Here is a 21,451-nt window from a genome sequence, read left to right as displayed (position 1 = left end):
AACTCCCACTAAAATCCTAAACTAGATAAAAGATCATCAACATCATCTTGATCTTCTACAACATCATCGCGATTATCTTTGTTAACAATAGGCCCTTCAACAAGGTTTTCCCCAACCTTAGGTTGGTTACTTTCTTGGTTATTACTATCTTCAGATGCAATACCAAACGCTGTTAACATATTAATTAAGCTGTCTTCGACTTCTCTAACTAAATCAATAACTTTTCTAATAACTTGCCCCGTTAAGTCCTGAAAATCTTGAGCCATCAAAACGTCGGTCATTAAAGTATGAATTTGCGTTGTTTCACGATTAGTTATTTTTAAAAGCGTATCAATATCTAAACAAAGCGCTTTGAACTCTTTAAGATCAAGCTCATTATTCATTAACTTATTCCATGAAGGGTTAACTTTTTGTACTTGATCTGAAATAACATCAACAACGGGAAAAATCGATTCAACAGCATCCATGGTTTTATTTGCCGCTTCTTCTGTACGATCAATAACATAATTCAACCGCTCTTTAGCATCTGGTATGTCGGCAGTTGCTAAGTCATTTAGTCTTGAGTCCAGTTGAAAATTAGTTAATGAATCATGAAGCTGGCGAGTAAGCTTACCTATTTCAGCAAAAAGCTCAGAGTTGATTGGATTTTGAATTTCAGCAATTAACTCATCAGCTTTATCTTGCTGATCAGTTTCCAAATATTCAACCAATGACCTAGCTTGCTCTAAAGAGATCCGCCCCATCATAGCTATACTCATGCAAAGTCCTTAATACTTATGCAAACTTACATTAGTAAACAAAAAGTTATGCTGTATCACATATGAGAAACCAGCATAGCTTATCTTGTAAACCAGTTAGTGCAAAAATCAACCTAATCGTTCAAAAATTTTGTCCAATTTGGTTTTCAGTGTCGCAGCAGTAAATGGTTTTACAATATAGCCATTAACACCCGCTTGAGCAGCCATAACGATTTGCTCTTTTTTCGCTTCTGCTGTAATTAGTAACACTGGTATATGAGCCAAACTAGCATCGGCACGAATTGCTTTTAATAGGTCAATTCCTTGCATGCCAGGCATATTCCAATCAGTAACTACAAAATCGAAATCACCACCTTGAAGCATTGGTAGTGCGGTACTGCCATCATCAGCTTCTTGAATGTTGGTAAAGCCTAAATCGCGCAACAAATTTTTCACTATACGTCTCATGGTTGAAAAGTCATCAACAACAAGCACTTTCATATTTTTATCCAAGGCACCCTCCGGCGAAACATTCAAATTTATAAATATTAACGGTAATTATTAGTTTACTCAACTTTGCCAAGATTGCATACGAGCTTTTAATCGATGCATTGCTTGACTATGAATTTGGCTAACTCGAGATTCACTAACATCGAGAACTTGTCCAATTTCACGTAAGTTTAATTCTTCATCATAATATAGTGACAGTACTAAAGCTTCTCGCTCTGGTAAAGACTTAATACATTCAGATAAACCTTTTTTAAAGGCTGTATGCTCAATGTTTTGATATGGATCATCGACTTGAACTGAATCACTATAATTAATAGCATCTTCATTCACCCCTAAGTCATCAATGCCCAAGATCTTACCTGTACTAACCTCACTTAATATATGATGGTAGTCATTTAATGAAATATCAAGTTTTTCAGCAACTTCTACATCAGAAACATCACGACCTAGTTTGGCCTCCAGTTGCTTGATTGTTTCACTAACCATTCGACTATTTTTATGAACAGAACGCGGTGTCCAATCACCACGTCTTATTTCATCTAGCATAGCACCACGGATACGAATACCTGCGAAGGTTTCAAAACTAGCGCCTTTAGTATTATCAAAATTATTGGCGGCCTCGAAAAGGCCAACCATTCCCGACTGGATTAGATCATCAACTAAGACACTTGCCGGTAACCTCGCAAGTAAATGGTAAGCAATTCTTTTTACTAAAACAGTATGCTGCTCTAACAATTGCGACTTATCAATTTGGTTATTGTAAGTAATAGCTTTTACCACGTAATTTAATTCTCACTATATAGTTCAAATTTAATGGGTTATTAATTGCTCTATAAAAAACTCTAAGTGCCCTGATGCTTGTTGGGGTATTGGCCAATCATTTACTTTCTTTGCTAATTTTGTAAATGCTTGTGCAGCAGGGGATTGAGGATACGCTTCAACAATAGCTTGTTGTTTTCTTACGGACTTCCTAATATTTTCATCAAAAGGAACCACAGCGACTAACTCTAAAGCCACATCTAAAAACCTATCTGTTACTTTGGTTAGTTTAGCAAAAAGTTGTTGACCTTCATTGGCAGATCTAACCATGTTTGCCACAACTTTAAACTTAAATACTCCATGATCGCGACTCAATAATTTCATTAAAGCGTAGCAATCTGTAATTGAGGTTGGTTCATCACAAACCACTAACACAACATCTTGTGCTGCTCTTGTGAAGCTTAACACCATATCAGAAATACCCGCAGCGGTATCAACTAGCAAAACATCAAACGATGTTTGTATCTCACTAAAGGCTCTAATTAAACCAGCATGCTCTGAAGGGGTTAAATCTACCATCGATTGAGAGCCTGAAGTAGCAGGAATAATTTTTACGCCTGCTGGACCATCAATAATGATATCGTCCAACTCGCACTCTCCCGATAGTACATGAGATAGATTACGCTTAACTCTCAAACCGAGCATAACATCAACATTAGCTAAGCCTAAATCAGCATCTAATACCAATACGCGTTTACCTTGTTGACCTAAAGCAATTGCGGTATTTAATGAAACATTGGTTTTACCAACTCCACCTTTACCACCTGACACAGCAATAACTTTAACTTTTTGTAATTCTTGCATTTTTCTTAAGCCGCTCGCTTGATCGATCATTAAAATACTACTTCTATAATAACTTTTAGCTTAACATAGCTAAACCATTGCTGCTCCGGGAATAGGCATGGACTGCATACGGGCAGAATTGGCTCTCGCTGATTTAGTTGCCATCTTATCTGCAAGAGTAACCAATTTCTCAGCATTTGCAACTTTAATATCTTCAGGAACCCTTTGTCCATCAGTAAGATAACCTATCGGTAAACCATTTTGTACAGAAGTGGTAATTATTTCACCAATACTTAAGCTTTCATCGAGTTTGGTATAAATGCAACCTGATAACGGAACTTTTCTAAACCTATCAACATTTTCTTGCATTACTGCTTGCTGGGTATTTGCTGCAAGTACAAGGTAATTTCTGATACGAACGCGAGCATTTGAAACAAGAGCCGATAGTTGCTCAGCTAACCTCATGTCTCTTTGCCCCATTCCAGCAGTATCAATTAAAATGAGTTTTTTCTTAGCAAACTGCTGCAAAAGCGTATCTAACTCTTGACTATCTTTCGCTAACTTAACCTGACAACCAATAATTTTTCCGTAAGTCGATAATTGTTCAAAGCCAGCAATTCTAAATGTATCTGTTGAAATTAGCGCGACTTGCTCATGACCATGTACTTGAGCAAAACCAGCTGCAAGTTTTGCAATAGTTGTTGTTTTACCCACACCTGTAGGTCCTACTAGAGCAACGACACCACCACGCTGTATGATATCATTTTGTGTGGTGTTAATTTGTTTAGCAATAAGTTGTTTAGCCTGTTCCCATGCAACTTGTTCACCGATTTGTTCAGGGACATATCCTGCTATTTGATCCGCTATCTGTTCACTTAAGCCAAGGTTTAACAGCTTGTTCACTAATACCGCTCTTTGAGGATCTTTTTGAGCCATATCTTGCCACATCAAGCCAGAGACTTGATGCTCCAATATAGCCCTTATAGATGCCATCTCTTGCTGCATTTTATTAAAGTCTTGTGTTGAAACCTGATTACTTTCTTGTTGAGCGCTATTGCTGCGATAAGCCGCTCCTTTAATTGAAGGTACTGATGTTATGCAGTCATCGGTATCATCTAACGTATCATTGCTCTCACTTGCTGATACCGGTGTTTCAGTCGGTGCAGGAATAATGCCTTCAGGGGTTGAATGTTTAAGACGTTCTGTGAAACTTTTCAACTGCTGCTCAATATCATCTTCTGGCATAGCAACCTTTTCGATATTACCGATACTTGGTTGCTCTTTTTGTACTTGCCTTCCTAGTAGGGCAGCTAAACTATCAACTGGAGGTTCCGACTGATTGGCATTATCAGAAACAGGAGCTGGTGCTTGCTGACTTAGATGGACAACATCTTCATTTATTTGAGGGGGTTGAGGAGGTGTTGCTATTTGAGGCTCAACTGCTGAAGGTGCTTGGTTGTAATCAACCGCCGCCATTAACTCAATACCTTCAGGTATTTTCTTATTCGACATAATTACAGCATCAACACCTAGCTCTTCTTTAATCTGTGCTAATGCAGTGCGCATATCTTTGGCAACATAACGTTTAATTTTCACATCCAACCCCTTAATACATCGATAACTCAGCAATCACTTTAGCGAAAGTACAATATTATTGACCTATGGCACTAACAATCCTAATTTGTTTATCGTCTGGCACCTCTTGGTATGAGATAACGCGTAAACTTGGTATTGTATATTTCACAAATTTAGAAAGGACCGAACGTAATATTCCAGATGTTAGTAGTATCGGACTATCTCCAGCCATTTCTTGCTGTTGTGCACCATCAGTTAATGATTTTTGCAAGCGCTCTGCCAAACCTGGCTCTATACCTGCACCATCATCTCCCGCCATTTGCATTGACTGATGCAACATCTGTTCCAGCTCTGGCGCCAAAGTTATGACAGGTATTTCTTGTGCTGAGCCTACAAGGTCTTGAATGATAAATTTCCGTAATGTGATCCTTACTGCAGCCGTTAACACTTCTGGGTCTTGGCTCTTGGGACCATATTCAACTAGAGTTTGCACAATAGAACGCATATCTCTAACAGCAACACCTTCATTCATTAAGCTTTGTAATACTTTTACCACCGTACCTAGAGTTAACGTATCTGGTATAAATCCTTCGACCAATTTAGGGTAACTCTTCGCGAGTAAGTCTAGTAAATTCTGTACTTCCTCATGTCCTAATAATTGTGCGGCATTATTCGTTAATATTTGACTTAAGTGAGTCGCTAACACAGTAGCAGCATCAACCACGGTATAACCAAGTGTTTGAGCTTGTTCACGCTGATTTTGATTAATCCATACAGCATCTAGACCAAATGCAGGATCTTTGGTCATAGTACCTTCTAATTGACCAAATACTTGACCAGGATTAATAGCTAATTCTTGATCATGTTTAATTTGAGCTGTTCCAATTGTCACACCCATTAAAGAAATTTGATAACTATTAGGATCTAAATCGAGATTATCTCGAATATGTACAGCTGGAACTAAAAAACCAAACTCTTGTGATAATTTTTTTCTCACCCCTTTAATACGACCTAGCAATTCACCACCTTGGGCTTTATCAACTAGAGGGATTAAACGATAACCAATCTCTAAACCAATAACATCCACATGGTTAACGTCATCCCAATCTAATTCTTTTACCTCATCTTCTTTTTGCTTAGTTTCAGCCTCTTCTTCATGAGCAATTTGCTTTAATTCAACCGCTTTTTTTGCCTTATGTTTAGCACCAAAAAATGCACTACTTGCTATAATCGCTGCAAAGAATAAAAAAGCAAAGTGTGGCATACCAGGAATGATACCCATAATAAACATTACGCCAGCAGCAATATAAAGTGACTTCTCTTGGCCAAGCTGTGAACTAACTTGCTCACCCATATCTTGTGAGGTATTTTGACGTGTAACCACAATTGCGGTACCAACCGATAGCAGTAATCCTGGGATTTGTGCAACTAAGCCATCACCAATAGTTAATAAGGTATATATTTGAACCGCTTCATCAAATGAAAGGTCATGCTGTACCATACCTATTACAAGGCCGCCAACAATATTAATAAAAAGGATTAAAATCCCAGCAATGGCATCACCTTTTACAAATTTACTTGCACCATCCATTGAGCCATAGAAGTCAGCTTCACTGGTCACTTCAATACGACGTTCTCGTGCTTGATCTTGGGTAATAAAGCCAGCATTTAAATCCGCATCTATTGCCATTTGCTTACCGGGCATCGCATCTAGGGTAAATCGAGCTGTTACCTCGGCAATTCGCCCCGCACCTTTTGTTACAACAACAAAATTAATAATTATTAGAATTAGGAAAACGACGAGACCAACAGCATAATTGCCACCGATTACCACGGAGCCAAATGCCTCTATCACCTTACCTGCAGCTGCAGTTCCTTCATGCCCCTCTAGTAATACAACACGAGTACTTGCAACGTTTAAGGCTAAACGTAAAATTGTTGCCACCAGCAATACAGCCGGAAACGAGCCAAAATCAAGAGGTTTCAAGGTGTAAACGGTGATTAGTAGAACGACTAAAGAGAGCGCTATATTAAAAGAAAACAATATGTCTAGTAGCCATGGAGACATGGGTAAAATGACCATACCAAGGGCGGCCATAACCAATAATGGTGTTCCAAGACCTGTAAAATGGTTTAATTTCTTTTTATCAAATCGATTAAAATAAGCAGCTAATTGCATTGAATACTTCATGTTATTTTTTTGACACTAAGTTGGAATCAGCAAAACTTGTACCAAGAAAACACTTTAGATTTTTACGAGCAATTTTTTAGCTGTTAATACTTAAATTCGTCTGGAATAGGTAGGTTCTTTGCGATTGGAATAGGCCTTTTAGCTCGACCTTTTTTATGTTCATTTAACTGGAATATAAAGGCTAGAACTTGAGCAACAGCAGCGAACAGCTCTTCAGGGATATCTTCTCCTACCTCTGCACTATAATACAGAGATCTGGCCAAAGCGGGGGCTGGAATAATTTCAATTTGATGCTCTTTAGCTATCGTTCTAATATGAATTGCCATTTCATCTACACCTTTAGCAATGACAACTGGCGCTCCTCCAACCTTGGCATCATATTGCAAAGCAACTGAGTAATGAGTCGGGTTAGTAATCACCACATCAGAATTAGGCACATCAGCCATCATTCTTCGCTGAGAAAGTTCATATTGTGTGCGCTTAATACGTCCTTTAATTTCTGGGCTACCTTCCGTAGATTTATGCTCATCTTTTATTTCTTGCTTTGTCATTTTTAACTGACGTTTATGATTCCAAACTTGATATGGCGCATCGATAACGACAATAATGCTAACAGACAACGCTAGCACTAAAAACATCCATAACAACATGTTAGATGCATGGGCAAAGTTATTGGGAATGTCTTCAAGACTGAGTGCTAAAATTTCTTCAAATAAACCACTTAGTAACAAATAAGCCGAGATAAAAACAACGAAAAACTTTAATAATGATTTGATAAATTCAACCGCAGCCTGAACACCCAGCATACGCTTAAAGCCCGCAATGGGAGATAATCGACTCGCTTTCGGGGCCGCAGCTTCCCAAGAAAGACTAACTCCTCCCAAAAGAACATTTCCGACAAATGCTGCAAGAACAACAATAAAAAATATCCATAGTAAAGGCGCAACCACCAAACTCACGCTATCATAAATCACTTTGAATAGGGCATTTACATCCATCACTTCTTGGCGAGATAAACTGAACATTCTTTTCATCATGGAGGCAACAGCATTAGCTAATGAATTGCCCATTAACAACATGGCACAAGCAGCACCCACTAAAACGAATAATGTTCCCATATCCTTTGAGCGAGGTATTTGCCCTTTCCCGCGGGCGTCAGAAAGTTTCTTTGCCGTGGGGTCTTCGGTTTTTTCACCGCTATCAGAATCAGCCATATTAGTTACCTATTGCACCGCACAATCAATTAAATAACAGCTAAAATCTAAGGCCCTTTGCCATTGCATTTCGAAATGAGTATAAAAATTACCAAAAGTTAACCACATTATGATCAGACCCGCTGTCATGGTAATGGGAAAACCAATAGCAAATATATTAAGCTGTGGCGCTGCTCTGGTCATAATACCAAATGAAAAATTAATTAATAACATCGCCGTTAATGGCGCTAAAGCTAAAGAGAGCGCTGTAGCAAACATCCAACTGCCCCACTCAACAAGTTCACGATATTTAATGCTAGATAAATGCTCAGTTGGAATTGGCAAAGTTTCAAAGCTAGCCACAATAAATTGCAAGTAAGCTAAGTGACCATCCATCACCCAAAAAAGTAACGACGATAAAATCAAAAAGAATTGACCAATTGCAGGAACATTCATACCACTTGCAGGATCAACAAGTGAAGCAAAGCCTAAACCTGATTGCATCGCGATGATTTGCCCAGCCATAGTAAAGGTATTTACCACCATGATGGTCACAAAGCCTAACATAGTACCAATGACAATCTGCTGAAGAATAATTATGACAGTTTGAAAAGAGAACAACTCACCAACATTGGCAGGAGGTATGGCAGGCATTACCGCAATGGTCACGGTAACACTTAAAAAGAGTTTGATACGACCAGGTAATGTCTTTGAACCTAATCCTATCATTGCCATAACTAACGCAGAAATACGAGTAAATGGCAGAATAAAATCCGCAAGGTATTGGTTAATGACAGATTCAGTGAATTCCATCAACTTACCACACTAGGTATGCTCTCAACTAAACGAATGGTGTAGTCCATGAGTTTTTGGACTCCCCAATGGCCTCCAAAGATTAACGCTAATAAGGTAACAATTAAACGCGGTAAAAAACTTAAGGTTTGTTCATTGATAGATGTAGCGGCCTGAAAAATCGCAACAATAAGACCTACGCATAGGCTAGGCACAATAACAGCACTGACTAGAACAATCACCAACAACAGCGCGTCACTTAAAATATCAACAAATACTTCAGGACCCATCACAATCCCCTAATATATTATGAACGAGTAATGCTGGTTTCATATTCATCATCAGCTGCCCATACCATAGCTGGTAGCAATCGTTCCTATAACTAAATTCCAACCATCTACTAAAACAAACAACATAAGCTTAAATGGTAAGGAAACTATCATAGGAGATAACATCATCATACCCATGGCCATTAAGATACTCGCCACAACCAAATCTATAATGAGAAAAGGAATAAACAGGATAAAACCTATTTGAAAAGCCGTTTTTAACTCGCTAATAATAAAGGCAGGGATGATAACGGTCATAGGTAAATCAGTTGGCTTATCAACGGTTTCTATACCGGCCATCGCTGATAAAGTATCTAAATCTTTTACTCGAGTTTGCTCTAGCATAAAGGCGCGCAGTGGGATTTTTCCTCTATCTATCGCTTCAACTGAGGTTAATTGGTCGGCTAAATAAGGCTGAATCGCGGTTTCATTTACCTGATTATAAACAGGTGTCATGATAAATAAGGTCAGAAATAATGTTAATCCAATAATAACTTGATTAGAAGGTGTCTGCTGTAAACCAAAAGCTTGACGTAAAATTGCCATCACAACAACAATACGAGTAAATGAAGTCATCATGATAATAGCGGCGGGTATAAAACTCAGCGCCGTCATGAAGATTAAAATTTGCAGTGTTACGGAATACTCTTGCGAACCGTCGGGGTTGGTGGTCAATGTTAAAGCTGATAAAGACAAATCATCTGCTGCATATACACCAAAGCTTGATGCTAAAACACAAACCAAAACCGTAAGTGCTAGTGCGACCTTTTTCATAGAGTCCCTTTTGTCAGTAAAATACGAGGTAGCATGTTAATCGCTACCTATAATAAGTTGAACTCAAACCACTTTTCAAAGAAAATTTCTTGTAAAACAATATCACTAATTAACTTTTTCCGTATTATTTTTTTGCTTAAAAAATTTAGCAATATTTGCAGGTAATTCTACCGGTGGACTTTCGTTTACGATCATTTGCTCAATAGTGCTATCAATCAAAGTGATTTGTGAAGAGGTTACACCTAATAGCAACTGCTTTTCTCCTACCTGTACAACGACTAGTTTTTCTTTTGTTCCAATCGGTAAACTTGCAATCACTTTAAGTTGACCGGAGTTTTGCTGCACAAAGTTAAATCGCTTTAATAGCAAAGCGCTCACAACAATTAACGCTAATACCATTAATAAAGACAAAATCATACTGCCTGAATCCATGTTTGCCATCACATGTTTGCCCACCTCCGGGGAGGCCTTTTCTGTGGCCTCGGCTGCGTAAGTTATCGTAATATAGGCATTAATAATTAAAAAGATAGTTAGCTTTTTGATAAAACTTAATAAAGACAACATAAAGAATGCTTATTTTAACTTTTTAATTCGTTCAATTTGGCTAATAACATCCGTTAAACGAATACCAAATTTATCATTAACAACAACAACTTCACCATGAGCGATTAATGTGCCATTGACTAAAACATCAAGGGACTCACCAGCAACTCTATCAAGTTCAACCACTGAGCCTTGGTTAAGTTGTAGCAGATTTCTAATGCTAATATGGCTTCGTCCAACTTCCATTGAAATTGTCACTGGAATATCGAGAATAGCATCTAATTTTCGCTTTTCTTCGCCTGTTATTGGAGACTCATCTTCAGTTAACTCTTCTAACTCTACAGGCTCGGCATTTTCAGAAGCTTCTTTTGCCTCAGCTTGCTCATCAAGTGCTTCATCCCACATGCTCAGATCTTCATCTTTTTCACTCATACCATTTGCCTCAACTTAACAATTCTTTATTTACTAACGATAACAATGCTATTTATAAATCATCTTCAAGCAGATGTAGCTCTGCATCACTATCAAGGCGTTTACCGCCTTTTGTTAATATCGTTAGTTCTGATTTAACCGATTCAGGTCGTTTAATTTTTGATTCTATTTTCAACGCTACGTTGTCACGACTGCGACCTAGTTTAGCTCTAAATGTTGGAAGATCTTCAATCAACACTGTAATACTTTCAGGCATTTCAATAGGGATTATATCTCCCGCTTGAAGCTCCATCACTTGGCTTAAAGGAATATCCACTTCTAAAAATTTAGTATTAATGGCTACAGGAACATCCATAATTTCATCACGCAAAGCTTTAGACCAACGCATATCGGTATCTTCTTTATCACTTTGCACACCGGCATCCAGCAATTCTCGAATAGGCTCTAACATTGAATAAGGTAATGCCACATGAAAATCACCGCCACCGCCGTCTAATTCAATATGGAAGGAACTGATAACCACCACTTCAGTAGGGCTAACAATGTTTGCCATAGAGGGGTTTACTTCTGAATCTAAATATTCAAATGACACATCCATCACTGGTGACCAAGCTTCTTTATAGTCTTCAAAAATAAGTTTTAACAACATTTGAATGATTCGACGCTCAGTCGGAGTAAATTCTCGCCCTTCAATTTTGGCATGATATCGACCATCACCACCAAAAAAGTTATCAACCAAAATAAAAACTAAGCGCGCCTCCATGGTAATTAAGGCTGTACCTTTAAGTGGGCGAAAGCGCACCATATTTAAACTGGTCGGTACAAATAACGTATGAATGTATTCTCCAAACTTTATCATTTGGATACCATTAATGGAGACTTCTGCAGTACGGCGCATCATATTGAATAAACTAATACGCATATGGCGAGCAAAACGTTCGTTAACCATTTCCAAGGTTGGCATTCGGCCACGAACAATTCTGTCTTGTGAAGAGAAATCATAATCTGAGGTGCCATCGTTTCGTTCGACAACATCCTCAATTATTTCCTCTTCTTCAACGTCATCAACACCATGTAACAACGCATCAATTTCGTCTTGCGATAATAAATCACTCACACGCTTTTCTCTTTATTTGTAGTTAAACAACTAAAATAAGTTATTAATACATATATTAGTTACTGCATTACAAAGCCAGTAAATAATACTTTCTCAACAGTTTTATTACCTTCTACATCAGTCATCACTTTCTGTACAGCAGCTAATGACTGTTGTTTTAAAGTAACTTTTCCTGCACTGGTTGCTAAATCATCAGCATTTGCTTGCGAAAAAATACCCAACAATGTGCTCTCAATTAACGGAATATGCATTTTGGCATTTTCTTCGTTGTCACCACCACGCACTAAAAGTTGCACTCTAATTTCAACAAACCTATCTCTAGCGGCACCAGGCACATTAAAACGAAACGGCCTTGGCATAGGAACGTATAATGCACTTCCAACTTGCGGTCCAGCATCGGGGTTTGGTTGACTTTCTCCCGCCTCACTACCACCTTCAGTAGTTGCTTGTTCTTGTGCAGCAGGTTCATCCCCGCCAGCCATAAAGAAAAAATAGCCACCTGCTCCGCCACCTAATAACACCACAACGGCAATGATAATGATGATCAGCTTCTTTTTACCGCCAGATTTATCAAGTTCTAACTCACCGTCTTTACCTTTTTCTTTATCTTCTGCCATTACAAACCCTTTTTAAATTCTCTTCGCTATACTGCTAAGTCATTATTACTGATAATATATCCTCGAAAAGCCCTCTAGCCAATGGCTTTTGCAAAAGTTAATCACATTTAAAGTGATTATGCGTAATAATCAACACTCATTGCTGAAGAATCAACCAAATTAGGTGATAATATATGCTCCACAGCATCATCAGCATCTTGAGTTGCAAAGCCATTTTGAGCTTGATGACTTAATTGCCCTTGCTCAGTTTCACCGTCTTGCTTACTTTGTTGTTCTACATTCGCGCCACCAACATCAACGCCTTGTTCAGCTAGCATATCTTTAAGCTTGTGCATATTTTGTTCTAAGGCGTCTTTTGCCTGCTGATTTTGCACGATAAAATTAACGGCAGCCTGCTCTCCTTGCAAATTAACACGTACTTGCATATTGCCGAACTCTGGTGGATCTAACGAAATATCAAACTGTTGAAGTTTTTGTGAAATCACTAGCATCACTTTGTCTTTAACTGCATCTGCAAAATCTTTCCTAAAGATAGAAATAGTCTCTTGATGGAGTTGAACGTTAGATTTTTGAATCTGCGCAGTATCAGAAGCAACATTATGATTAAGTACTTCACTCGCTTGTTGCGCGACAAAATTATTATAATTTTCTAGGGTTGAACTGCTAGAGGCTATTGTATTTCTATTATAAGAAGCAAGTGTTGCAGGGTTTACTTCATTTTTATTGGTTATATTTTTTGTCGTATTATCAATAGATGGGGTAACTTTTCCATTAACTAGCTCATCACTTGCCAATTGCCCTACAACCTCTTCCATAGCCATTTTCTCCTTATTGGAAGATATTACTTCATCTGCTATGGTAGATTGGACAACTTTTTGAGACTCAGACTTTATTTGTTTAACGGTATTATTAAACAAACTTTGAGGTTGCGCTTCTTTACCTGTAACTGACTTGTTATTGGACTCATTAGTCGACAAACCAACTGAGTCATCATCGTGCGGAGATAAGTTAGCTAATGTTGCCGCTAATTGCTGCTGATCATCTGTTATATTGCCAATAGCAGCAACTTTTGCAGCTTCCGGTAAAATAGCACCGGATGACTGACTGATATTTTGCACTTTGACTAAGTTACTCTCATCAAATGAAGAAGGTGTACCTACGTATTTATGAACCTTTTTATCGTGTGGAGATAAGTTAGCTAATGTTGCCGCTAATTGCTGCTGATCATCTGTTCTATTACCAATAGCAGCGACTTTTGCAGCTTCTGGTAAAACAATACCTGATGACTGAGTAGCATTTTGTGCTTTTATTAAAGTTATTTCATCATGTGACTTAGGTAAGCCCGTATGTTCATTTTTCTCATTTGACTTTAAACTAGCAAGTTGAGCTGCTGAAAGGATTAAGCGTTCATCACTAGCAAGTTGTTTGCTACTAGCCCCTACTCCCATACCTTTCGCATTAATAACGCTTTGCTCTGAACTCACTCCCCTTGCAATGCCTTGCTCTGAATCTATTGTTTCTACAATACTTTTCTCTGCATTTTTCACGATAACCTTAGTAGGCAAGACATTATCAGACGAACTAATATTAACTTTTGAAACTTTATTTTGAGTAGCAGTATCGGCTGTTTCTTCTATATCAAGATAATCAGCTACTGCTTCAGCTTGTTTTTGATGTAAAGCAGCATCTTTTAAAATAGGGTTTAAAGGAGCTTGCTCAAGCTTTTGTTTTGCATCCGCGCCATTATTAGTTATCGATTTTCCTTCAACATTCTTTGCCGCATTCTGCTCAAGCTGTTCAATAGTTCTGTTTTGAGGTAACTGTGCTTTGGTTGGAGATGATTGTGCTTCACCTTTTACCCCCTCAACAAACGCTTTTAAACTATGATTTTCAGATTCACCATTCTGATCTGAGGAGCTATCTAATGCTAATACATCATTTGATAGTTTTGTATCAGCCTTACCCTCGTCAAACTTAGGATTACTCTGTCCCTGCTTTTTCAGCGTGTTGTCTGCATTATAAAGTAAGGTTATCAACTGCTCTGATTTTTTTAGTGACTCACTGTGTGGTTCAGCTTCAGCATTTTCTGCAACGTCTTGAGCAAGTTCAGCGGTTTCACTCTCGTTTGATTGCTCTTCATTACTTTGATTCAACAAGGTTTCTTTTTCTTTAGATGCATCGTGAGTTGACGATTTTTCTTCATCAGCTGAAATTTTTGAATGATCATTATTGCCACTGTTAGTTACTTTTGATTCATTCTTTGCCGCTTGAGAGTTTTGCTCTGCTTTGCGCGTACTTTCCGTCATGCCATGTTGACTTTGCTTATTGCCTTTTTTGTCCATATGCTGTTCAACAAAACTAGAAAAGTCACTTCCTTTTTCTGAAGAAGTGGCCTGGTTAGATATATCTTTACTATTTATATCAGTATCTTGTGACAATAAAATAGATGAAGCACTTACTTGTTGCATAAAAACCTAGCCTTTAATAAATGAGACACAAAAACGCGCTATTCGATAAAATAACTTAGTAAGAAATTGACAATAAACCACACATGTTATTGGTGATATCGCTCTAAACTAAGCTTAAATTTTTCATTTAACTTAACAATAAATATTCTTATCTTAATTAAAAGCAATATTCATTCCACCTAAGTTAAATTTAGTATTTACTTTATTAAGAAGCGATTTTCCTTTGTTGAAGTTAACTTGTTTTTCTGCGGATAAATTGTTGTGTCGCAATCTCATCAAACATAGCTTGCTCTTTCTTATTCGCTATTATCATTAATTTTGCATTTCTTTTATCTTGTAATGACTCTACGGCTTGAACTTTTTGACGTTGCTTTAACCAAACTGCTTTACATTGTACAACAAGCGCTTGTGCCTGTTTCATCGCAATTTCTACTTGTTCAGAAGCATTATCTAACTTAGCAATAAATGCATGATAATGACTGTACGTTGAGCTATCTAACCCTTGCTCAGCTCTTTGACTTAGACGTCTCATATATTCAAGGCGGTAATCAGCAACCCCTTGTAAACGAGAGACATTTTGCTGATATTCATTTTCAGCTTGCTGTAACTGCTCAATACACGCTCGCTCTTTATCTTTCTCAAACTTTAATAAGGTTTCTAATTGGTTTTTCGCCATGATGCTTATCTCTTATCAATTAGTGAGAAAATCAACCCTGTGCTGGATTCTGATTCTGGTTATGCGCATGTGCTGCGGCAATAATCTCTTGGAGTTGCTCTAAACTTTGTTCATAAGGAATAACTTCATTAATTTTTTGTTGTAAGAAGAAGTTAATCACAGGAACAACGTTAATAGACTGATCTATTCTTGGATCATTTCCTTTGGTGTATGCACCTATTGCTATTAAGTCCTTATTCTCTTGATATAAAGCGTAAATTTGCTTGAGCTGTCTTGCTAACTCTTGGTGTTCTTCGCTGGTAACCATAGGCATTACCCGAGAAATAGAGCTTTCTATATCAACTGCTGGATAATGACCAGAATCAGCTAAATCTCTCGATAAAACAATATGACCATCTAGTATAGCTCTTGCAGCATCGGCTATTGGATCTTGCAAATCATCACCTTCAGTTAACACCGTATAAAATGCAGTTATTGAGCCCTGTCCATCACCACCGTTACCCGCTCGTTCTACCAATTGAGGTAGTTTTGAAAAGACTGAAGGTGGATAACCTTTCGTTGCTGGCGGCTCACCTACCGCTAATGCAATTTCACGTTGTGCTTGAGCATATCGAGTTAGCGAATCAAGCAGCAATAAAACATTTAAACCTTGATCACGAAAATATTCACTAATTTGTACTGCAGTTTCACATCCTTTCAATCGCATTAGCGGTGAATTGTCTGCTGGAGCTGCAACCACTACTGAACGTTTACGGCCCTCTTCACCTAAAATCTCTTCTATAAATTCTTTTACTTCTCGACCACGTTCACCAACAAGACCAACCACAACAACATCAGCCGTTGTTCCTCGTGTCATCATGCCTAATAACACACTTTTACCTACACCCGAGCCAGCAAACAAGCCCATACGCTGCCCTTGGCCAACGGTATTAAAGCTATTGATAGAACGCACTCCAACATCAAGCGGCTGAGTAATGGCTCTTCTAGATAGCGGATTAATAGGCTTACTGTCGTGAACATAGTCATTATTAATCGGTATAGGCCCTTGGCCATCAAGTGGCTTTCCTACACCGTCAATAACCCGACCTAATAACGACATTGATAAAGGTAACTGCAGCTTAGTACCTATAGGGAGAACTCTGGCACCGGGTAAAACACCTTTTAAACTTTCTTCAGGCATTAAGTAAGTTATTTCTTGAGCAAATCCCACAACCTCAGCGAGTAAATCCCCTTGCGCAGTTTCAACAAGACATTGGCTTCCAACAGGAGCTTTTACACCAACGGCTTCAAGTGTTAAGCCAACAACCCTGACAAGTCGGCCAGCAACAGGTTGTTTAAAGTCATGGACAAATTTTTGACTTTGCTTTAATCGCTCAGTAAGACGAAGACTATCCACCATAGAAGACACATACCTATAAGAAAGTAAAAGCGAATAAACTAATAATTTATATCGCTATTTATTGATGTAAAGCATCTTGCAAGAACGATTCCAACACCTGCTTTAAACGAGACTTCATTTGAAGATCAATATTAGAAGTGCTGTTTTCAATTTGACAACTGCCTTGAGTAAACTGCGGTGCAGGCAGTAATCGCCAGCCCTGCTCACTAATATATGTTTCGCCAAACTCTTCCTCTACAAGCTTAATGTCATCAGGGTTTAAATAAATTTGAGTTTGTACGTCTTGGCTAGGTAGACTTTTAATTCCTTGTGATATCGCGGCTGTTAAAATATCAGGGTTGGTTTTTGCTTCCTGCAGAACAACCGCTTCAGTTAACTGCACAACGAGTGTTAATAGCTGTTCTTCAACATTTTTTTCAACGCTATTTAAAGGCTCATGGAGCTGTGAAATTAGCTGTTGCCATACCAAAGATTGCTCACTAATGGTTTCCTTTCCTTGCTCTAAACCTAAGGCATTACCTTCTTCTATGCCTTTAGCCTTACCGTCTTCTAAACCTTGCGCTTTTCCTTCTTCATAACCTTGGCTAAATCCTTCTTCTTTACCTTGATTAAAGCCTTCATCGTGGGCAGCTTGACGTATCTCTTCAATTTCTTTTGCTGTTAACGGCTCTGGCTCAGGAGCAACTTCCTCGGGCGGCTCATATCGCCAGCTCGATCTTTTACCCAACGCATTAGTTTTTTCGTCATTTATCTCAGCATCTTTGTCTTGAACATTAGGTAAATTCCAAACATCAAGATCCTCTTGTTGCTTTGCTTTAATAATTTTAACTGGTGGAGCACCGTATTCAGTCATTATTACAACCTTTAAACCACTTTAGTTTTTTGAATCACTTACGGGATAAGTTCTTATAAGAACTCATCACCACCACCACCGCCACCAAGCATAATTTCACCAGCATCAGATAAACGACGAGCAACTGAAAGAATTTCTTTTTGGGCCGCTTCAACTTCACTTATACGAACTGGCCCCATTGCTTCAAGATCATCAGCTAACATTTCAGCAGCACGTTTAGACATATTACTTAAGATTTTCTCTTTCAATGCTTCATCAGTACCTTTAATGGCTTTCATAAGCGCTTCTTGCTGAACTTCTCGTAAAATGGCTTGCATACCACGATCATCCACATCGGCAAGATTCTCAAAGACAAACATTAAGTCTTGAATTTGTTGACTCATTTCTTCGTCATTTTCACGAATTGAATCCATCAACATACCTTCAACATTAGTATCTAAGTAGTTCATGATATCTGCAGCAGCTTTTAATCCACCCATCTTCGCTGCTTGTGCACCCGCTTGGCCTGCAAATTGTTTCTCCATAATCTCATTTAACTCTTGCAGTGCCGCTGGTTGAACTTCTTCTAAATTAGCAATACGCATCATTAAATCTAAACGCACTTTTTCTGTAAACTGGCCAATAATCTCTGCTGATTGTTCTGGTTCTAAATAAGACAAAACAATGGTTTGGATCTGAGGATGCTCATTCCGAATGATATTGGCTACTTGCTTAGAATCCATCCATTTCAATGAATCTAAACCTTTAGCGCCACCACCCATCACAATTTGATCGATTAAATTACCAGCTTTGTCTTCACCTAACGCGGCAGTTAACGCTTTTCTCACAAATTCTTCACTTTGGAAACCAATAGTAGAGAAGTTTTGAATTTCATTAATAAATAATTTATGAACAGCAGTGATTTTTTCTTGAGTAAAATCTTCCATTGCAGCCATCACAGTACCCACTTGTTGAACCTGTTTCGGCTCTAAGTGTTTTAAAATTTGCGCGGCATCTTCTTCCGATAAACTTAATAATAAAATGGCTGCTTTTTCCGCACCTTCAAGTTTGTCAACATCAAAACCTGTTGGCGCAGCGGCTAATTCACCGATTTCTTGGGTTTCATCACTCATCTTCGTTCAACCAACTTTTCACTACTTGCGATGATAATTCTGGTTCGTTTGCCACTAGTGCTCGAACCGCTTTTAATACATCTTCATCTCGATGAAGATCTGGTAATTGTAAACTGCCATCTGGTGCAAAGCCCACAGCGCCAGCATCAAAATCAGACGTTAACATATCCATAGTCTCATCACCTAAGTCAATATGACTATCTAGTGACTTATCACCATAATCTGCAGGTGTTTGGTCTGGATAAATTAAGCGTTTCAACATTGGACGAACAACAGCAACAATCAAAACAATAATCACTAAAGCACCCAGTGCCAATTTAAAGTATTTTAAGAACCATGGCTGTTGCCACATAGGTAATTCGACTTGACCAATAACATCAGGTCGATTAAATGGGATAGTCACCACTTCTAAAATATCACCGCGCTGTAAATCAAAACCAATACTGCCTTGTAATAAGCGACGTATACTCGCAATTTCAGCAACAGAACGTGGTGCGATAACTGGAGCAGCTGCAACGCCTTCTGCATCTCCTTCAGGAGCAGGATTTGCTTCATTTATGTAATCAAGGGCAACTGAAACGCTGACTCTTCTAACAATACCCGCTTGTTGCTTTGTATGGCTTATTGCTTCATCTAGCTCATAGTTTTTCGTTGATTCACTATGTTTGCGACTTGGCATAGCTTTTTTCTGACCGCCTAAGGCATTTTCAGGAATAGCTGACTCTAACGGTGGCTGATTGGTTAATGCCCCGGCAATACCACCAATGTCGCCACCTACTGTACTATTTTCCACTTTCATTTCGCTACGAAGTGCGGGTAAATCGGAATTATAACGACGCTGTGTTTCTTCAACATTGGTAAAGTCCATGGTCACATCAACTTGAGCCGTATAGTTACCTAAACCAACAACGGGGATCAAAATACTATCAATTTTGTCTAAATACTCTTGCTCTCTTTTTTGCTCAATTTCAAATTCTTTGCGTGAACGAGATGAAATTGAATCTTGTGAACCTGAATTTAATAAGCGACCATTTTGATCTGTTACAGTTACTCTGTTAGGACTTAATCCTTGTACTGCAGAGGCAACAATATCAACAACAGAATCAACTTCCTCTTCTGAGAGTATTCGGCCACGCTGCATGGTTAGCACGACTGTGGCGGATGGGTTTTTCTCGCGTCTTGCAAAAATATTGTCACGTGGGATCGCTAATAAAACTTTTGCTTTTGCAATACTTTGCAATTGCTCAATTGTTTTAGCTAGTTGTTGTTCTCTGCCATACTTTAAACGCTCTCTTTCTAATCGCTGACTAACACCAAAGCCCATGTCTTTCATTAAAATTTCATCACTTTCTACTGGCTCATTGGATAAACCTTCACGAGCAAGTAATAGCTTTATATTTTGGTACTCATCAGCAGGCACTGAAATAGTGTTGTTTTCTTGACGGTATTCAACATTGCTGGCATCTAAATGATCCATAGTTTTAATCAATTGCTCTGTCGGCAGTTTTGATAAAACACGATATTCAGGCTCATTGGCTAAAATAATGACAAAAATCGCTATAGCCAAACAAATACTTAAAGCAACAACTAAGGTTATTTGTCTTAAAACATCTACATTTCCTAAGGTTGCTGAAAAGCCTGACTTTTGCTCTTCAACAGAACCATCACCTTCATTGGCAAGCAAGTCTGAACTGCTATCTGAGCTTATCATTGCATTGGTATCTGACACGTTACTTCTCCGCTAAATTTGTCTTAGCATATTCAAAAAGGGAAAGCCTACTCTTAAACAGGCATACTCATAATTTCTTTGTAGGCTTCTACAAATTTATTTCTTACTTGTACAGTAGCATCAAGAGCAATGCCAGATTTCGAAGAAGCAATCATTACCTCTGCTAGGGAAACATTTCGATCACCCATTTCAAAAGCAGCTTTCTTATCGCCAGCTTCTTGTTGAAGTTCGTTTACTGTTTTTAGTGCATCGGTAAGCATATTGCCAAAATTACTGCTTGAAGGGTTAGCTTTATTAACGCTATCTATTGATGCAGAGTCAGCATTAATTGCTGTGGTGCTTTGCCCCATTGCTTGTAAAGACATGGTCTGCATTTGTGCATAAAGTGAGTTGCCTTTGATATCCATGATAACCCTCGCTGTGTCAATTTTTTCACGTTAATACGATTAAGAGAGGGAGCTGCAAGCATAATGCCAAGAAACGCGAGACATGCTTTAACCAAAAATGGCGAAAACAATAAATAATGAAAATTACTTATTTAACAATTTGTTATAAAATCAATAAAAGAAAGAAAAAGTATTTATCAGGTGGTTTTATCGTTCAAAAAGTAAGGTCATCACGACAAGATGAGCAAACCAGCGAGTATGAATTTACATGAGGTTTGTAAGTTATTCACTCATATAGGTTAGATACGCCCTATAAATGCTAGCTATCAAGTGCTGTATTTTTTCATATTCCTAAACAATTACTTAAACATACATAGAACATATAATAGTTCTATGTATGTCCTAATTCGTGTAGG

General features: G+C 38.3%; 21 protein-coding genes. All 21 read right to left on the bottom strand.

Features of this window, described 5'->3' with window-relative positions; translation table 11 throughout:
• Positions 1 to 8 precede the first annotated feature (8 nt).
• The 21 genes from EPA86_RS05765 to fliE all read right to left on the bottom strand — a co-directional run bounded on the left by EPA86_RS05765 (position 9) and on the right by fliE (position 21,056).
• A complete protein-coding gene (locus EPA86_RS05765) occupies positions 9 to 758 on the bottom strand; it encodes a protein phosphatase CheZ (protein ID WP_140602464.1) in 750 nt (249 codons plus the stop codon).
• Between the two features lie 108 nt (positions 759 to 866).
• Entirely contained in the window at positions 867 to 1,250 is a 384-nt protein-coding gene (cheY, locus tag EPA86_RS05760; protein WP_118959975.1) for a chemotaxis response regulator CheY, read from the bottom strand.
• A 57-nt stretch (positions 1,251 to 1,307) separates the two neighbouring features.
• Positions 1,308 to 2,027: an RNA polymerase sigma factor FliA gene (locus EPA86_RS05755; protein ID WP_140602463.1), complete on the bottom strand. Its 720-nt coding sequence runs from the start codon at positions 2,025 to 2,027 to the stop codon at positions 1,308 to 1,310.
• 30 nt (positions 2,028 to 2,057) lie between these two features.
• Positions 2,058 to 2,900 (bottom strand): MinD/ParA family ATP-binding protein, encoded by an 843-nt coding sequence (locus tag EPA86_RS05750; protein WP_140602462.1) that lies wholly within the window; start codon positions 2,898 to 2,900, stop codon positions 2,058 to 2,060.
• A 39-nt stretch (positions 2,901 to 2,939) separates the two neighbouring features.
• Positions 2,940 to 4,445 (bottom strand): flagellar biosynthesis GTPase FlhF, encoded by a 1,506-nt coding sequence (gene flhF / locus EPA86_RS05745; protein WP_140602461.1) that lies wholly within the window; start codon positions 4,443 to 4,445, stop codon positions 2,940 to 2,942.
• Between the two features lie 55 nt (positions 4,446 to 4,500).
• Entirely contained in the window at positions 4,501 to 6,603 is a 2,103-nt protein-coding gene (flhA, locus tag EPA86_RS05740; RefSeq protein WP_140602502.1) for a flagellar biosynthesis protein FlhA, read from the bottom strand.
• 95 nt (positions 6,604 to 6,698) lie between these two features.
• Positions 6,699 to 7,829, bottom strand: a complete 1,131-nt coding sequence (flhB, locus tag EPA86_RS05735) for a flagellar biosynthesis protein FlhB (protein WP_140602460.1) — start codon at positions 7,827 to 7,829, stop codon at positions 6,699 to 6,701.
• A gap of 9 nt (positions 7,830 to 7,838) precedes the next feature.
• On the bottom strand, positions 7,839 to 8,621 hold the full coding sequence (fliR, locus tag EPA86_RS05730; RefSeq protein WP_140602459.1) for a flagellar biosynthetic protein FliR: 783 nt from the start codon (positions 8,619 to 8,621) through the stop codon (positions 7,839 to 7,841).
• Positions 8,621 to 8,890, bottom strand: coding sequence for a flagellar biosynthesis protein FliQ (fliQ, locus tag EPA86_RS05725; protein WP_140602458.1), 270 nt, complete (start codon positions 8,888 to 8,890; stop codon positions 8,621 to 8,623). Before fliQ ends, fliR begins: the two co-directional genes overlap by 1 nt.
• A gap of 51 nt (positions 8,891 to 8,941) precedes the next feature.
• Positions 8,942 to 9,703 (bottom strand): flagellar type III secretion system pore protein FliP, encoded by a 762-nt coding sequence (fliP, locus tag EPA86_RS05720; RefSeq protein ID WP_140602457.1) that lies wholly within the window; start codon positions 9,701 to 9,703, stop codon positions 8,942 to 8,944.
• A gap of 105 nt (positions 9,704 to 9,808) precedes the next feature.
• Positions 9,809 to 10,267 carry a flagellar biosynthetic protein FliO gene (gene fliO / locus EPA86_RS05715; protein WP_140602456.1) on the bottom strand — a complete coding sequence of 153 codons (459 nt, stop codon included), beginning with the start codon at positions 10,265 to 10,267 and terminating at the stop codon, positions 9,809 to 9,811.
• 9 nt (positions 10,268 to 10,276) lie between these two features.
• Positions 10,277 to 10,678, bottom strand: coding sequence for a flagellar motor switch protein FliN (gene fliN / locus EPA86_RS05710; RefSeq protein ID WP_140602455.1), 402 nt, complete (start codon positions 10,676 to 10,678; stop codon positions 10,277 to 10,279).
• A 52-nt stretch (positions 10,679 to 10,730) separates the two neighbouring features.
• Positions 10,731 to 11,795, bottom strand: coding sequence for a flagellar motor switch protein FliM (gene fliM / locus EPA86_RS05705; RefSeq protein ID WP_140602454.1), 1,065 nt, complete (start codon positions 11,793 to 11,795; stop codon positions 10,731 to 10,733).
• Between the two features lie 59 nt (positions 11,796 to 11,854).
• Complete coding sequence (fliL, locus tag EPA86_RS05700; protein WP_140602453.1) at positions 11,855 to 12,412, bottom strand: flagellar basal body-associated protein FliL; 558 nt, start codon at positions 12,410 to 12,412, stop codon at positions 11,855 to 11,857.
• Positions 12,413 to 12,528: 116 nt separating this feature from the next.
• Complete coding sequence (locus EPA86_RS05695; RefSeq protein ID WP_140602452.1) at positions 12,529 to 14,880, bottom strand: flagellar hook-length control protein FliK; 2,352 nt, start codon at positions 14,878 to 14,880, stop codon at positions 12,529 to 12,531.
• Between the two features lie 232 nt (positions 14,881 to 15,112).
• Positions 15,113 to 15,556, bottom strand: coding sequence for a flagellar export protein FliJ (gene fliJ, locus EPA86_RS05690; RefSeq protein ID WP_140602451.1), 444 nt, complete (start codon positions 15,554 to 15,556; stop codon positions 15,113 to 15,115).
• A 31-nt stretch (positions 15,557 to 15,587) separates the two neighbouring features.
• Positions 15,588 to 16,955 carry a flagellar protein export ATPase FliI gene (gene fliI, locus EPA86_RS05685; RefSeq protein ID WP_140602450.1) on the bottom strand — a complete coding sequence of 456 codons (1,368 nt, stop codon included), beginning with the start codon at positions 16,953 to 16,955 and terminating at the stop codon, positions 15,588 to 15,590.
• Between the two features lie 58 nt (positions 16,956 to 17,013).
• Positions 17,014 to 17,808 carry a flagellar assembly protein FliH gene (fliH, locus tag EPA86_RS05680; RefSeq protein WP_140602449.1) on the bottom strand — a complete coding sequence of 265 codons (795 nt, stop codon included), beginning with the start codon at positions 17,806 to 17,808 and terminating at the stop codon, positions 17,014 to 17,016.
• Between the two features lie 53 nt (positions 17,809 to 17,861).
• Positions 17,862 to 18,920 carry a flagellar motor switch protein FliG gene (gene fliG / locus EPA86_RS05675; RefSeq protein WP_140602448.1) on the bottom strand — a complete coding sequence of 353 codons (1,059 nt, stop codon included), beginning with the start codon at positions 18,918 to 18,920 and terminating at the stop codon, positions 17,862 to 17,864.
• Complete coding sequence (fliF, locus tag EPA86_RS05670; protein ID WP_140602501.1) at positions 18,913 to 20,631, bottom strand: flagellar basal-body MS-ring/collar protein FliF; 1,719 nt, start codon at positions 20,629 to 20,631, stop codon at positions 18,913 to 18,915. Before fliF ends, fliG begins: the two co-directional genes overlap by 8 nt.
• Positions 20,632 to 20,702: 71 nt before the next feature.
• A complete protein-coding gene (gene fliE / locus EPA86_RS05665; RefSeq protein ID WP_140602447.1) occupies positions 20,703 to 21,056 on the bottom strand; it encodes a flagellar hook-basal body complex protein FliE in 354 nt (117 codons plus the stop codon).
• Between the last annotated feature and the right edge of the window lie 395 nt (positions 21,057 to 21,451).

This window comes from Litorilituus lipolyticus (assembly GCF_006439335.1).
Lineage (GTDB): Bacteria > Pseudomonadota > Gammaproteobacteria > Enterobacterales > Alteromonadaceae > Colwellia > Colwellia lipolytica.
This window is presented reverse-complemented; position numbering and strand designations above follow the sequence as displayed.

What these genes read in the sequence shown, in the direction of transcription:
- EPA86_RS05765 (WP_140602464.1), bottom strand. Translation starts at nt 758, where the DNA reads ATGAGTATAGCTATGATGGGGCGGATCTCTTTAGAGCAAGCTAGGTCA.
- EPA86_RS05750 (WP_140602462.1), bottom strand. Translation starts at nt 2,900, where the DNA reads ATGATCGATCAAGCGAGCGGCTTAAGAAAAATGCAAGAATTACAAAAA.
- flhA (WP_140602502.1), bottom strand. Translation starts at nt 6,603, where the DNA reads ATGCAATTAGCTGCTTATTTTAATCGATTTGATAAAAAGAAATTAAAC.
- flhB (WP_140602460.1), bottom strand. Translation starts at nt 7,829, where the DNA reads ATGGCTGATTCTGATAGCGGTGAAAAAACCGAAGACCCCACGGCAAAG.
- fliR (WP_140602459.1), bottom strand. Translation starts at nt 8,621, where the DNA reads ATGGAATTCACTGAATCTGTCATTAACCAATACCTTGCGGATTTTATT.
- fliQ (WP_140602458.1), bottom strand. Translation starts at nt 8,890, where the DNA reads ATGGGTCCTGAAGTATTTGTTGATATTTTAAGTGACGCGCTGTTGTTG.
- fliP (WP_140602457.1), bottom strand. Translation starts at nt 9,703, where the DNA reads ATGAAAAAGGTCGCACTAGCACTTACGGTTTTGGTTTGTGTTTTAGCA.
- fliO (WP_140602456.1), bottom strand. Translation starts at nt 10,267, where the DNA reads ATGTTGTCTTTATTAAGTTTTATCAAAAAGCTAACTATCTTTTTAATT.
- fliN (WP_140602455.1), bottom strand. Translation starts at nt 10,678, where the DNA reads ATGAGTGAAAAAGATGAAGATCTGAGCATGTGGGATGAAGCACTTGAT.
- fliL (WP_140602453.1), bottom strand. Translation starts at nt 12,412, where the DNA reads ATGGCAGAAGATAAAGAAAAAGGTAAAGACGGTGAGTTAGAACTTGAT.
- EPA86_RS05695 (WP_140602452.1), bottom strand. Translation starts at nt 14,880, where the DNA reads ATGCAACAAGTAAGTGCTTCATCTATTTTATTGTCACAAGATACTGAT.
- fliJ (WP_140602451.1), bottom strand. Translation starts at nt 15,556, where the DNA reads ATGGCGAAAAACCAATTAGAAACCTTATTAAAGTTTGAGAAAGATAAA.
- fliI (WP_140602450.1), bottom strand. Translation starts at nt 16,955, where the DNA reads ATGGTGGATAGTCTTCGTCTTACTGAGCGATTAAAGCAAAGTCAAAAA.
- fliH (WP_140602449.1), bottom strand. Translation starts at nt 17,808, where the DNA reads ATGACTGAATACGGTGCTCCACCAGTTAAAATTATTAAAGCAAAGCAA.
- fliG (WP_140602448.1), bottom strand. Translation starts at nt 18,920, where the DNA reads ATGAGTGATGAAACCCAAGAAATCGGTGAATTAGCCGCTGCGCCAACA.
- fliF (WP_140602501.1), bottom strand. Translation starts at nt 20,631, where the DNA reads ATGATAAGCTCAGATAGCAGTTCAGACTTGCTTGCCAATGAAGGTGAT.
- fliE (WP_140602447.1), bottom strand. Translation starts at nt 21,056, where the DNA reads ATGGATATCAAAGGCAACTCACTTTATGCACAAATGCAGACCATGTCT.